This window comes from Bradyrhizobium sp. AUGA SZCCT0283 (genome assembly GCF_018130385.1).
GTDB lineage: Bacteria > Pseudomonadota > Alphaproteobacteria > Rhizobiales > Xanthobacteraceae > Bradyrhizobium.
Map to the genome: position 1 here is coordinate 36,218 of NZ_JAFCLU010000003.1, position 12,305 is coordinate 48,522.

General features: G+C 63.8%; 13 protein-coding genes. 5 read left to right on the top strand and 8 right to left on the bottom strand.

All coding sequences use genetic code 11. From position 1 onward, the window contains the following. Complete coding sequence (locus JQ624_RS05725) at window positions 1-501, top strand: YbaK/EbsC family protein (protein ID WP_212417893.1); 501 nt, start codon at window positions 1-3, stop codon at window positions 499-501. Here the strand turns inward: JQ624_RS05725 and JQ624_RS05730 are convergent. From JQ624_RS05730 to JQ624_RS05740, 3 genes are all read right to left on the bottom strand, one after another. Beyond that, window positions 483-854 carry a hypothetical protein gene (locus tag JQ624_RS05730; protein ID WP_212417894.1) on the bottom strand — a complete coding sequence of 124 codons (372 nt, stop codon included), beginning with the start codon at window positions 852-854 and terminating at the stop codon, window positions 483-485. The two genes, JQ624_RS05725 and JQ624_RS05730, sit on opposite strands and share 19 nt — an antisense overlap. Window positions 855-980: 126 nt before the next feature. Then, complete coding sequence (locus JQ624_RS05735) at window positions 981-1,970, bottom strand: tripartite tricarboxylate transporter substrate binding protein (protein WP_212417895.1); 990 nt, start codon at window positions 1,968-1,970, stop codon at window positions 981-983. 122 nt (window positions 1,971-2,092) lie between these two features. Beyond that, on the bottom strand, window positions 2,093-3,004 hold the full coding sequence (locus JQ624_RS05740) for a LysR family transcriptional regulator (protein WP_212417896.1): 912 nt from the start codon (window positions 3,002-3,004) through the stop codon (window positions 2,093-2,095). 115 nt (window positions 3,005-3,119) lie between these two features. On the opposite strand from JQ624_RS05740, the gene JQ624_RS05745 reads away from it, so the two are divergent. The 3 genes from JQ624_RS05745 (at window position 3,120) to JQ624_RS05755 (ending at window position 5,824) form a co-directional block, all read left to right on the top strand. Further along, window positions 3,120-3,818 (top strand): pirin family protein, encoded by a 699-nt coding sequence (locus JQ624_RS05745; RefSeq protein ID WP_212417897.1) that lies wholly within the window; start codon window positions 3,120-3,122, stop codon window positions 3,816-3,818. A gap of 180 nt (window positions 3,819-3,998) precedes the next feature. Next, entirely contained in the window at window positions 3,999-4,598 is a 600-nt protein-coding gene (wrbA, locus tag JQ624_RS05750) for an NAD(P)H:quinone oxidoreductase (protein ID WP_212417898.1), read from the top strand. A gap of 278 nt (window positions 4,599-4,876) precedes the next feature. Beyond that, a complete protein-coding gene (locus JQ624_RS05755) occupies window positions 4,877-5,824 on the top strand; it encodes a DUF5996 family protein (RefSeq protein ID WP_212417899.1) in 948 nt (315 codons plus the stop codon). Window positions 5,825-5,932: 108 nt separating this feature from the next. Here the strand turns inward: JQ624_RS05755 and JQ624_RS05760 are convergent, their stop codons facing one another. From JQ624_RS05760 to JQ624_RS05770, 3 genes are all read right to left on the bottom strand, one after another. Continuing rightward, window positions 5,933-6,127, bottom strand: coding sequence for a hypothetical protein (locus JQ624_RS05760; protein WP_212417900.1), 195 nt, complete (start codon window positions 6,125-6,127; stop codon window positions 5,933-5,935). 177 nt (window positions 6,128-6,304) lie between these two features. Then, entirely contained in the window at window positions 6,305-7,492 is a 1,188-nt protein-coding gene (locus tag JQ624_RS05765) for a GNAT family N-acetyltransferase (RefSeq protein ID WP_212417901.1), read from the bottom strand. Window positions 7,493-7,504: 12 nt separating this feature from the next. Next, the gene (locus JQ624_RS05770; protein ID WP_212417902.1) at window positions 7,505-8,437 is read right to left on the bottom strand and encodes a cupin-like domain-containing protein; all 933 of its coding nucleotides are present in this window, start codon (window positions 8,435-8,437) and stop codon (window positions 7,505-7,507) included. 228 nt (window positions 8,438-8,665) lie between these two features. Between JQ624_RS05770 and JQ624_RS05775 the strand changes: the two genes are divergently transcribed. Beyond that, a complete protein-coding gene (locus JQ624_RS05775; RefSeq protein ID WP_212417903.1) occupies window positions 8,666-9,838 on the top strand; it encodes a hypothetical protein in 1,173 nt (390 codons plus the stop codon). Here the strand turns inward: JQ624_RS05775 and JQ624_RS05780 are convergent. Continuing rightward, entirely contained in the window at window positions 9,835-11,148 is a 1,314-nt protein-coding gene (locus JQ624_RS05780; RefSeq protein ID WP_212417904.1) for an O-antigen ligase, read from the bottom strand. The two genes, JQ624_RS05775 and JQ624_RS05780, sit on opposite strands and share 4 nt — an antisense overlap. Next, window positions 11,145-12,146, bottom strand: a complete 1,002-nt coding sequence (locus JQ624_RS05785; protein WP_249129487.1) for a glycosyltransferase family 2 protein — start codon at window positions 12,144-12,146, stop codon at window positions 11,145-11,147. The genes JQ624_RS05780 and JQ624_RS05785 overlap by 4 nt, the downstream gene beginning before the upstream one ends. Window positions 12,147-12,305 lie beyond the last annotated feature (159 nt).

Here is a 12,305-nt window from a genome sequence, read left to right on the forward strand (position 1 = left end):
ATGAGTCTTGAGTCCGTCCGCGCCTTCTTCGCCGAGAAGGCGCCCGATATTTCGGTGATTGAATCCCAGATGAGTTCCGCCACCGTTGCGCTGGCCGCCGAAGCCTATGGCGTCGAGCCGGCGCGTATCGCCAAGACGCTGAGCTTGCGGATCGGCGAGCGCGTGGTGCTGATCGTGGCCGCCGGCATCTCGCGGATGGACAACAAGAAGGTGAAGACGCTGTTCGGGGGAAAGCCGAAGATGCTCGGCCTCGAGGAAGTCGCCGAGATCACCGGCCATGAAGTCGGCGGCGTCTGTCCGTTCGGATTGAAGACGCCGCTCCCGGTCTATTGCGACGTCTCGCTGAAGGCGTTCGATATCGTGGTGCCGGCCGCGGGCTCGACCCACAGCGCGGTGAAAATCACGCCGGCGCGTATGGCCGAACTGACCGGAGCCGCGTGGGTCGACGTTTGCCAGCACCAGCCTGCGCAAGACGCGCCGGCCTATTCGTCTTCCTCATAGTAAGGTCTCGGCTGGGGCTGCACCGCCTGCGGCTGCATTTGTTGGGGCGCGCGGCCACGTGGCGCCGTCTGCTGCGGCATGCGCTGCGGCGGCGCGCGATTGGCCTGCTGCTGCTCGGCGCTCGATTCGAACACCGCGCGGCAACCATTGGAGAGCTGCGGGGTGTTCTGCCGCAAGCAGGCCACGATGCGGCTGACATCCGGGATCTGGTCGCCACAGAGACGCCAGACATCGGGCGTGCAGGCCATCTGCTGTTCCCAGGTTCCGCGATATTCCTGCGATGATGCGGGTGCGACAGCGCCAATGCCGGCGATCGCGATGGCAAGGCTGAGGACAATCCGCTGCGTTTGCATGGATGAAGTCCTTTCTTTTCGATTTTCAAGTTGACGCGGAACTCCGCGCGGCGGCGGCGTTCAGCCTGCTGAATGAATGCGGCCACGCGACGTTGGTGCGAACAAAAAAATGTGAAGCGGGTTCCGCTATTCCACCTTGCCGATCTTCTTCACCGCCGCGACCAGCCGCGCGCTGTCTTCCGCGACGAATTTTGAAAATTCCGGCGCGTCCTGATAGGCGACGGGGCTGCCGGCGGTCTCGAAGGTCTTGACCACTTCGGGCGCCTTCACGGCTTCCGCCATCGCTTCGCGCAACCGCGTCATGATCGGCGCCGGCAACGCGCTCTGCGCGAACAGTCCCGCCCAGATGTAGAACTCGACATCCTTGTAGCCGAGTTCGCGGAAGGTCGGCAGGTCGGGGAAACTCTTGACGCGCTGCGCGCCCCAGTTGGCGAGCACGCGCATCTTGCCGTCATCGACCTGCTGCTTCAGCGTGCCCGGCGCCGAGGCCATCGCCTGCACGGTGCCGCCGAGCAGCGCGGCCAGCGCGGGGCCGGCGCCGCGGAACGGCACATGCAGCAATTTGATGCCGGCGCTCGCCGCAAACATTTCCATCGCCACATGCAGCGTGCCGTAGGGACCGGACGAGCCGTAGGGAATCTGCCCGGGACGCTTCTTCGCATCGTCGACGAATTCCTGCAGCGTCTTCCACGGCGCCGAGGCCGGCACGGCTAATAGCGTCGGATCGGCGAGCACGCGCGCGATCGGCGCGAACTGCGAGACTTCATACGCCACCGGGCGGTCGAACAGCCGATCGGCTTCCGGCAGCACCGCGAGCGAGGACAGCGTCATCAGTAGCGTGTGGCCGTCGGGCTCGGCGCGCGCCGCCGCCGCATTGCCGACCGATCCGCCACCGCCGCCGGCGCGGTTGTCGACGATCACAGGCTTGCCGAGAATCCGCTCCAGCGCCTGCGCGATCGGCCGCGCGGCGAGATCGGCCTGGCCGCCGGGCGGGAATGGGACGATCATGGTGATATTGCGCGAGGGATATGGGCCTTGCGCGAAGGCAGTGTTGGAGAGTGCGGCGGATGCCAGCGGCAGTGCGGCGGCGGCCTTGAGAAGTTCGCGGCGGTTCATTGGTGGTTTCTCCCCGTGATTTTATTTTGGTTGTTGGAAGCAGCCTAGCCTGAAGCTGGCGACGTTGCGATAGCCGTTCGCTTCACCGTCCCCTGGAGGGTGAAAGCGAACTCCCCTCTCCGCTATTTCCGCTTCTTCGCTTTCGCAAAATGCTTGGCCAAAAACTCCGCCAGCACTTCCACCCGCGCAGGGCGCGGGCCGCCAGGCGGGGTTACCAGATGCACTGCGCCTTCGGGCTGATGCCAGTCTTTCAGGATCACTTCGACTTCGCCGGATGCAATCGCCTCGCCGACGATGAAGTCCGGCAGGTCGGCGATGCCGAGCCCGGCGACGACTGACGGCAACAGCGCCTCGCCATTGTTGACGCGGAGCTGGCCCGCGGGACGGACGCTGGCCTGCTCGCCGGCCGCGTTGGTGTAATGCCAGACGCCGGGTGTCGAGAGATAGGCATAGCCGAAGCATTTGTGCTCGGCGAGATGCATCGGATGCGTCGGCCTGCCATGGCGCTTCAGATAGGAAGGCGCCGCCACGGTGTAGCGCGGCATCGCGCACAGCCGCCGCGCGATCAGGGAAGAATCCGGCAGCCGCGCGATGCGCAGGCCGGCATCAAAACCCTCGCCGATCAGATCGACTGTTGCGTCGCTCAGATGAAGATCGATCGAGACTTCCGGGAAGGCTCCGAGAAATTCCGGCAGGATCGGCGCCACGGCCTTCACCCCGAACGTCATGGGAACCGCAAGCCGCACCAGCCCACGCGGCGCCATCGATTGCGACAACGCCTCGTTCTCGGCGTCCTCGCCATCGGCCAGCAGGCGTGCCGCGCGCTCCGCCAGCTTCTGGCCGGCATCGGTCAGCGCCAGCCGCCGCGAGGTGCGGTTGAACAGCCGCGCGCCAAGGCGCTGCTCCAGCCGGCTGACCGCCTTGGACACCGTGGCCTTGGACAGCGCCAGTTCGGTCGCGGCTGCTGCAAACGACCGCAACTCCACGACTTTTGCGAAAATCGCGAGCGCCTCGAAATCCGGGAGCTTTGACATTCGGATCGCCTTCAAGGCTCGTTTTGGAAACAATGAGTTTCTATAGTTTCTATTTCTATACCACGCCCGGCGGCATATCCAATAGCCATCGGAATTCAAGCAACGGAGAAGTCCCATGATCGAACTCAGACCTTTTGCAAAACTTGGCAGCGCCGATCACGGCTGGCTGAAAGCGAAGCATCACTTCTCGTTCGGCAGCCATTACGATCCGGACAATATGGGCCATGGCTCGTTGCGGGTGTGGAACGATGACGAGATCGCGCCGAACACCGGCTTTCCCGCCCATCCCCACGCCAACATGGAAATCATCACCTATGTCCGCGAAGGCGCGATCACGCACCAGGACTCGCTCGGCAACAAGGGCCGGACCGAGGCCGGCGACGTCCAGGTGATGAGCGCCGGAAGCGGCATTCGCCATTCCGAGTACAATCTGGAACCTTCGAAGACCAAGATCTTCCAGATCTGGATCGAGCCGACCACGCAGGGCGGCCAGCCGACCTGGGGCGCGAAACCATTTCCGAAGTCGGACCGCTCCGGCAAGCTCGTCACCATCGCCAGCGGCATTGCCGGCGACAAGAACGCGCTGCCGATCCGGGCCGATGCGCGGGTGCTCGCCACCACGCTGAAGGCGGGCGAGAGCGCAGAATACGAACCGCACAAGGCGCGCCACCTCTATCTGGTGCCGGCGGCCGGCAGCGTCGAAGTCAACGGCGTGCGAGTCAACGCCCGCGATGGCGCTGCGATCCGCGACGAGGCGAAGCTGACGATCACCGCGCTGGAAGATTCCGAACTGGTGCTGGTCGACGCGGCGTAAGGGACGAATCGAAACCCACGAGAGGCGTCATGCCCGGCCTTGTGCCGGGCATCCACGTCCTTCGTTGCCGCAAGAAAGAACGTGGATGGCCGGGACATCTAGCGCGAAGACGCGCTTCGCGCTTTTGCCCGGCCATGACGAAACCAACTTTCAAAACCCCAAACTCAAAGGAAAACCATCATGGCCAAAGTTCTCGTGCTCTATTATTCCGCCTACGGTCACATCGAGGCGATGGCGAATGCCGTCGCAGAAGGCGCGCGCAAGGCCGGCGCCACCGTCGACGTCAAGCGCGTGCCGGAGTTGGTGCCCGAAGCCGTCGCCAAGGCCTCGTATTACAAGCTCGATCAGGCCGCGCCGATCGCTAGAATCGAGGATCTCGCCAATTACGACGCCATCGTCGTCGGCACCGGCACCCGCTTCGGCCGGATGGCCTCGCAGATGGCCAACTTCCTCGACCAGGCCGGCGGCCTCTGGGCCAAGGGCGCGCTGCACGGCAAGGTCGGCGGCGCCTTTACATCAACGGCGACCCAGCACGGCGGGCAGGAAACCACGCTGTTTTCGATCATCACCAACCTGCTGCATTTCGGCATGACCATCGTCGGCCTGAACTACGGCTTCGCCGGCCAGATGAAGCTCGACGAGGTCACCGGCGGCGCGCCTTACGGCGCCACCACGATCACCGGCGGCGACGGCAGCCGCCAGCCGAGCGAAAACGAACTCGCCGGCGCGCGCTATCAAGGACGCGTGATCGCGGAGACCGCGAATAAACTGCATGGCTGATGCGATGTGGGCGGCATTCTGATTCGGGATTGCCGCCCTATCTCGTCTCACGGGGGACGATGGATCGAGCTATGGTGGAAATTCTTTTTATCGCTCAACTGGCACGCCGGCCGCTGCAGGCCATGGCGCGGCGCTGGTGGTGCAGGGGCCTCTACCGCGCCTCGCGCGGACAGCGGCGCTGCCGGGAATGCACGAAATCGTGAGCCGCGCTGTCTGAAGGGCTTGTGAATTCGTGATAGGCCTTCGGCCTTCACAGCAGGCACGCCCAAGGTTCTGGCATGAGCAACAATTCGCAAGTCCCTTGGCCGGAATTGCCGACCGCGGCGTGGCGTGAGACCTGTGCGACGCTGCAGCTCTGGACCCAGATCGTCGGCAAGATCCGGCTGACCAAGTCGCCCTGGCTCAATCATTCCTGGCATGTGACGCTCTATGTCACGCCTCGCGGATTGACGACGTCGCCGGTCCTCGACGGCGCGCGAACGTTCCAGATCGACTTCGATTTCATTGACCACTCGCTGCGCATCTCGACCAGCGACGGCACGCAGCGGCACTTTGCGCTGTCGGGTCATTCTGTCGCCAGCTTCTACGCCGCCACGCTTGCGGCGCTTGCCGAACTCGACATTGCCGTTGCGATCGACGAGATGCCGAACGAACTGCCCGATCCGGTGCGGTTCTCGCTGGATACCGCGCATGCCTCCTACGATCCCGATGCCGTCGGGCGCTTCCTGCAAATCCTCGTCAACTGCGACCGCGTCTTCAAGCAATTCCGCACCGGCTTCCTCGGCAAGGCAAGCCCGGTGCATTTCTTCTGGGGCAGTTTCGATCTCGCGGTAACGCGCTTCTCGGGCCGCCGCGCGCCGCGCCATCCGGGCGGCGTGCCGAATTTGCCCGATGCGGTCGCCCATGAGGCCTATTCACATGAAGTCAGCAGCGCCGGCTTCTGGCCAGGCAGTGGCGCGATCGATTACCCCGCGTTCTATTCCTATGCCTATCCCGAGCCATCAGGCTTCCGCGCGGCGAAGGTGCGGCCGGACACGGCGTTCTTCAGCGAAGCGCTCGGCGAGTTCATTCTCCCCTACGACGCTGTACGAACGGCAACCGATCCCGACAAGGCGCTGATCGATTTCCTGCAGAGCACCTATGAGGCCGCAGCGATCGCAGCGAAGTGGGATCGCCGGGAACTCGAATGCGATCCGGGCAAGCCGGGTGTGGTGCGACAGGTTTGATGCTGCTGTGTAGGGTGGGCGCAAAGCGCGTGCCCACCTCCCCGTCCATTTTGCGAAGGAAGGTGGGCACGGCGCGATGCGCCCTTGCCCCCCTACGGATTCCCCAAGCTAATGCCGCAGTTGCGGCTTCACGATGGTCTGGCGAACTTCGGCGCCGCAGTCGGCGCATTCATAGGTGAAGTCGATCTTCGCCATGCTCCAGTGCGGCTCGACGTCGCGCACATACATTTCGAGCCCCACACAACTCGGACAGATGACGAAGCCTGGCTCGATATCGTCGTGATGATGGATGTAGGCTGGCATGTTGGCTCTCCCCAAATACACCCAAGAAAGCATTCACCAGTAGGCCCTGACCCAAGGCGCAGCATACGCCTCAGGCGCGCAGGCGATCATGAACTCTCGCGAACACAGGGAGAACGTCTCCACTATCCCAGCATGTGTGACAGATTTGCATCGCCGTGGAACTCCAGCCACAACGCGTCAATTCTCTTCGTGTGACAATGGCTTATCGAACATGCGTCGCAGCCTCGCATCGAGCTTCGGATGGTTTCGCAGCGTACCCACCGCGCAATCGCGTAAGGCAAAGGGCCATCCGCGCCAGCTCAAGGCGGCGCTGATGTCGACCAGCGGCCGCCGCGTCACGCCGAAGCGGCGCTTGTAGGCGTAATTGCCGACAGAGAAGTCGAACTCGCGAACGCCATCCCTGTGCAACGCTGCCATGGTGCGCTCGATGATCAGCCGGCCCGGCGAACAATTCGACCATTTCTCACCGGCATTGCTGATGCGGATCATCACGTAGCGCGGGCCGGTCCTGATGCCGAGCAGCGTCGCCACGATCTCGTCGCCGACCGCAAGCACTGTGACCAACGCATAGCCGTTGCCGACGCCATCGCGCACCAGGTTGCGGTAGAACGCCGCGCAGGTCTCGTCATTGAGAACGTAGTTCCGCCCGAGGCTCTGCATCCGCGTGCCCTGCTGAACCTCGGTGGTCGAGAGGACCCGCAACGATTCATCGCGATCGGTGATGATCGCAAAGGAAGCGGCCGGATCGCGCGTGAATACGCGCCAGCTCCGTTCCAGCTCCTTGCGCACGGTCTTTTCCAGCGTGTAGCGCCAGGCCTCGTAATCCTCGCCCGTGGTGACGAGATTGCCGTTGAGCAAGCATGGACCGGCGGCGTTTAGCAGGGCCAGAGGATTGGGCTTGCCATCGAGATCGACGGGCACCTTGCGCAGACGAATGAGATCGCCCCGATCCGGCATCCGGCGCAGGGCCGACAGCAGGCTGCGCCACAGCGCGCGCGCAGCTTTGGCATCGCGCGGCGCCGCGGCCCCGATGATCGGCGCGTTGTAGTCGGTGAGATTGAGATCGGCGAATTCGACGATAGCCACATTGTCTTGCTGGCGGCGGATCAGCGGCAGCAGCACCGCCGGCTCGCCGGTCGACGCATCCGTGACAACAGCAATCAGCGGCGCCACGCCCTCGGCCGCGGCGAAGGCGCCGTACCAGGCGTCATACCATTGCGGATGCTGGAACGGCGTCGACGGGCTGATGTCGTGCCAGCGCGCGACCGCCTGTTGCCAGTCGCGCATGAGTTCGACGCGGAATCCGGCCGCGCGGCTGGTTGACCTCGCCGCCAATTGCCCCGCACTGGTCGTCAGCACCGTCATCGGCGTTGCGATCTATGCTGCCTTCGGCAGGTCGACGATCCTGCCGGGTTCGGCGGCGTCGAGGCGGAAGTCGATCGCGCGGCGCGCGTTGCGCTCGCGCTTGACCCACTTGCTGTCGCGCACGAGCTTCTGCAGCACCTTCTTGGCGAAGAAGGACGGCCCGCGCAGATTGCTGGTCTTCGGCGTGTAGCCGAAGCGATGACGCAGCAGGCCGTTGGCGAGCTGGACGATCTGGGCGCGGCGGATATCGTCGTTGCCGTAGGAGACCGTCATGGAAATATTGACGGTGCCGAGATTCTCGACGCGGTGCGGCGCGTTCAGCGGCCAGTTCAGCATCTGGCCGGGTTCGAGATCGAACACCTGCGCATGCGCGTCGTACCAGGGCGCGTAGGGCAGATCGACCTCGACGTCGAACAGCGCGATGTCCTCGAGGTGTTGCGGCTTGATGAACGGCGCGGTGTTTGGATAGACGTAGACCCGCTTGCGGCCGGCGATCTGGATCAGCCCCTGCCCCGGCAAATCGGCATGATAATAGACCTGCGCGTCCGGCGAGGAGATCAGAATGCCGGCCTGGTGGTTCGGCACCACGAAATCAGGAACCTTGGCCGCGATTTCCTCGAACATCCGGTCGATCAGCTTGCGGTAGCGGCTATCGACCGCGCCGACGTCGCGCATGTTGAGCCAGAGACCGCCCCGGGAAATCGCTTCGATGACTTGCCGGCCGGAGAGGCTACCGATATCGCCCTCGCGCCAGACGCGGCTGGATCCCTTGGCGCCGGTCTTCACCAGGCTGTAGTGCTCGCGCGGATAGCTTTCGATCAGCTGCGCGAGATCGTCCATCGAGAACGCCGGCGATTTGTGCATCTGGTGTTCGAGCCGAATCGGCTGGTGGCTCCAAAGCTCGGAATGCGTCTCATCCCATCTGCTGAAGATCTTGCCCGTCATCGCCACGCTCCTGCTTCCGTTGCCTGGCAGCCGCCTATTCCGGCTGTCCCGAAATCGCGGCCTGCCCGCCATTGCATTACCGCCCGATGTCCCGTTATGAGACGGCCGGACGATCTTCATGGTCGGATTGGCAAGAACGGTGCCGGGCGGACGCCGCCGCTTACCGGAAGCTAATGTCTGGCAGGTAAGGCTAACGCCGACCGTTCCTGGAAACCCCGCCGCCGCACGATGACTGGAGAAACCCGATATCGGGCGCTATTTCTCGGCGCGGGACCGCAAATGCATTGCGGCGTCGGCCAGTTCACCCGCCTGTTGCAGGAGACGATCGAGAAGCTCGAGCCTGGAACCAGCGCGACGTTAACCCTGACGCGCAGCGAAGGCACGCTTTCCGAGATCTGGCGCGCGGTCGGCACGGCGCAAAGCGTAGTCTGCAACTTCCCGATCGTGGCCTGGAAGCGCGTGATATTCGCGCCGCTCGTGGCGATGGCGGTCGCCCGGCTGCGCCGGCGCAAAGTCGTCCTGCTTCAGCACGAATGGAACGGGCTGCATTGGCTGCGCCGCATCACCTACATGCCGGCGCTGCTGCTGGCCGACACCATCGTCATGTTCTCGCCGCTGGTGCAGCGCGAGCTGGCCGACGACCCCCTGTTCGGTTGGACCGCCAAAAAGAGCGTGCTGGCGCCGCTGCCCCCGAACATCGAGGCCCCGGCGGGAATTGAAGATTCGAAATTGCGGCATCGCCTGATCGCCGCGAAAGCTGACGGGCGGCTCTTGATCGGTCATTTCGGATCGATCTACCCGGGCAAGCAACCCAATGCGCTGCTCGAGATCGGCGCCATTCTGAAGCAACGCGGGCTCAAGCCGATGCTCGTCTATATCGGCTCCTTCATTCGCGGCGTCGACAGGGTCGAGGAGGAGTTTCATGCCCGCGCCAGGGAACTCGACATTGCCGACGACGTAATCGTTTCCGGCTTCGTCGCCTCCGATCACGAGGTGTTCGGCCTGTTCAGCGAGATCGACGCATTCTGCTACCCCCTCGATGAGGGACTCACCGCGCGGCGCTCCAGCATCCTCACCTGCGTGCAATCCGGCCGTCCGCTGATCGTCGCCGGCCCGGCGCTGCCGGAGGAATTCGACCATCATCCGCGCTTCAAGGAATTGATCGGCCGCGGCGCCATCGTGCTGGTCGCGCGCGGCGCGGACAACGAGGCCTATGCCGACCGGATCGCCGCGGTGGTCAAACGCCCCCCGCTGGCGTTGCCATTCGATTTCGACGGCTGGTGGAAGGATGTTGCCGAAGCGGTGCGGGCCGTCATTCCGGGATGGTCCGAAGGACCAGACCCGGAATCTCGAGATTCCGGGTTCGATGCTTCGCATCCCCCCGGAATGACGGGTCGCTAGTCTGCCGCCCGGAACCGAGCGAGATAGTGCAGACCGAATACCGCCATCAGGAACGTGAACCACAACGGATCGGAACGGTCGAGGAAGAAGCTTTCCATCGCCGACAGATAGAGCCCGAACAGCCAGATCCGCAGCAGCATCATGGCCAGCGGACCGTTGTTGCCGCCCTCGTCCGCCCGCTGAAAATTCCGTAAAGGCACGATCACCAGCACGAGGATGAGCAGGGCAAGCCCGGGGAGGCCCATGCCCAGCGCCGTGTCGAGATAGCCATTGTGGCTGTGCGCGGCGAAGCCGGCCCACTCCTTGCCTTCCGGCAGGTTTTGAATGGCGCTGCTACCCCAGAACGACGCAAAGCCGTAGCCGGTGAGCAGCCGTGCATGGAGCGACTGCAGCGCAAACGCCCAGATGTCGGTGCGGCCGGTAAACGTCGAATCGAACGGCAGCAGTTTGGAAATCCCGGCGAGACTCTCGAACATCACGGTGCCGACGCTCAGCAGGTTCAATAGCACCAGCGGCGTCAGCAATATGATCGCGCGAAGCCAGAACGAGCGGATGACTGACGTTACCGACGTCAGCAACAACACCGCAAAGCACAGGGTCAGCGAGCTCTTTCCGGCCGAATACAGCAGGAACAGCGAGGCGAGCGCGATGATGGCCGCGCCGGATATCCAGAGGCCCGAGCGGATGATGTAGACGCCGAGAAACAGCACCATCACCATAATGGCCGCGGCCTGGTTCTTGTGCCCGAACGCGCCGCGCCAGTTGCCGGCGAGGCCAGGCTCCTGCGGATCCGTCGCCAGGTGAACCGAAAGATCGGGGGCCAGCAGTATTCCGAGATAGCAGATCGCCAGCAATGCGAGCGCCGCGATCGTGAACCAGTGCATCAATTCCTGCTGCGACCTTGGCAGCAGCATCAGGGCGGCGGTGACCGCGACGACGCAGATAGTCAGCGAAAGGCGCTTGATCGACGTCCCCGGGTCAAACGACAACACCACCGTCGCCAGCAGCCAGGCGCCGAACAGGACAAATGCCGGCGACAACAACGTCGCCAGTCCCCGCGCGTCATTTCGCATCGCCAACGCGACCGTCAACACGCTCAGGCCGCCGAACACCGCATAGGTCGCCAGCTCGTTGCCGGTACCGGCCTCGCCGATCTGCATATCGCCGAGGCTTTCAAACGGATGCAGCGATACCCAGCCGAGCAGCAGCGTTCCGACGAATGTCGCGCCGCGAACGATATCCATCACCTGCTGCCGCTCGATCCCGGTGGCCAGGCTGCGGATTTCGGATGCGTCGAGGAACTCGCTCATGAGACGATCTTCGAAGCCTTGTAGGGTTGCGGTTCGAGGCCGAACGCGGCCAGCGCGCTGCCGATCGCCACCGTGACGGGATGCATGGCAATGGTCCGCTCAGGTTCGGTCAGGATTGCGCTCACGGCATAGACAAAAGAAAGCGGCAGGGCCGTCAGCAGCTTGGCGGTCAACTTGGCCCGCAGCCAGAGCGTCGGCGTCGCCTTGCGCTGGACGTGATAGTTGATCGCGCCGATCCGCAGGCCGCGCATCACCAGCCATTTCAGGCTGGTGCGGCTTTGCGGCACGGTCTCGCTGATCACGGCTTCGTTTACCCAGTGAAATCGTAAACCGAGCCTTCGGCAGCGGTAGAAGAAATCGGTGTCGCCGCCGCCCAGAAAATTGAAACGAAGGTCAAACGCCGGCATGCCCAATCGGGCGAACACCGCGCGCCGGATCAGGCAATTGCCACAGCCATAGATCACCGGCACCGGGCCTGAGTCGTCGTAAGCTGGCGCAAAAGCCGGGTGGCGCCGCAAGCCACGCTTTCGTTCGTCATCGAATTCGGGGAATACCGGTCCGCCGACGATGTCGGCGCCGGTGGCACTCGCAGTCCTGACCATCTGCTCCAGCCAATCCGGTGAGGCGATTTCGTCGTCGTCGATCATCAGCAAGCTGGTTGCCGCCGGGAACATCTGCAGCGCGGTCTCGAAAGCGGCGTTGATTGCATGGCAATTGCCCTGCCGCGGCTCGATCACGCATAGCCCTGCGAATTTCCCCGACGCGAGGTACTCGGCGGCAATCGGGACGCTCTCGCTCTTCGACGCATCGTTCTCCACCATGACGACGGCGAAGCGGCGGTTGGTGCGCTGAGCGGCAAGCGACTCCAGCGTCCGGCGCAAATACTGAGGACGGCGGAAACATGGGATGCAAACCACGATTTCGGTCGCGGGATCGAGTGCCGGCGAAACCGCCACCAGCGCGCGCAAAGCCCTGGCCGACGGATCAGGCCCGTCCATCCGGAGATCGCTGGTCGAAATCGCTGCCATGACGCTCAGGTCGTTCACGAATATGTCTCATCGTCCCGAAACGGGATTGCCGGCGCAATCGCGGGACATTTCCGTCTCGATAAGGTCGTTCGTTCCGGATCGATCCGGCCTTGGCGAACGTTACGCGCG

Excerpts from the sequence above, each read along its gene's own strand:
- JQ624_RS05725 (WP_212417893.1), top strand. The coding sequence starts at position 1 with ATGAGTCTTGAGTCCGTCCGCGCCTTCTTCGCCGAGAAGGCGCCCGAT.
- JQ624_RS05730 (WP_212417894.1), bottom strand. The coding sequence starts at position 854 with ATGCAAACGCAGCGGATTGTCCTCAGCCTTGCCATCGCGATCGCCGGC.
- JQ624_RS05735 (WP_212417895.1), bottom strand. The coding sequence starts at position 1,970 with ATGAACCGCCGCGAACTTCTCAAGGCCGCCGCCGCACTGCCGCTGGCA.
- JQ624_RS05740 (WP_212417896.1), bottom strand. The coding sequence starts at position 3,004 with ATGTCAAAGCTCCCGGATTTCGAGGCGCTCGCGATTTTCGCAAAAGTC.
- JQ624_RS05745 (WP_212417897.1), top strand. The coding sequence starts at position 3,120 with ATGATCGAACTCAGACCTTTTGCAAAACTTGGCAGCGCCGATCACGGC.
- wrbA (WP_212417898.1), top strand. The coding sequence starts at position 3,999 with ATGGCCAAAGTTCTCGTGCTCTATTATTCCGCCTACGGTCACATCGAG.
- JQ624_RS05755 (WP_212417899.1), top strand. The coding sequence starts at position 4,877 with ATGAGCAACAATTCGCAAGTCCCTTGGCCGGAATTGCCGACCGCGGCG.
- JQ624_RS05760 (WP_212417900.1), bottom strand. The coding sequence starts at position 6,127 with ATGCCAGCCTACATCCATCATCACGACGATATCGAGCCAGGCTTCGTC.
- JQ624_RS05765 (WP_212417901.1), bottom strand. The coding sequence starts at position 7,492 with ATGACGGTGCTGACGACCAGTGCGGGGCAATTGGCGGCGAGGTCAACC.
- JQ624_RS05770 (WP_212417902.1), bottom strand. The coding sequence starts at position 8,437 with ATGACGGGCAAGATCTTCAGCAGATGGGATGAGACGCATTCCGAGCTT.
- JQ624_RS05775 (WP_212417903.1), top strand. The coding sequence starts at position 8,666 with ATGACTGGAGAAACCCGATATCGGGCGCTATTTCTCGGCGCGGGACCG.
- JQ624_RS05780 (WP_212417904.1), bottom strand. The coding sequence starts at position 11,148 with ATGAGCGAGTTCCTCGACGCATCCGAAATCCGCAGCCTGGCCACCGGG.
- JQ624_RS05785 (WP_249129487.1), bottom strand. The coding sequence starts at position 12,146 with ATGGACGGGCCTGATCCGTCGGCCAGGGCTTTGCGCGCGCTGGTGGCG.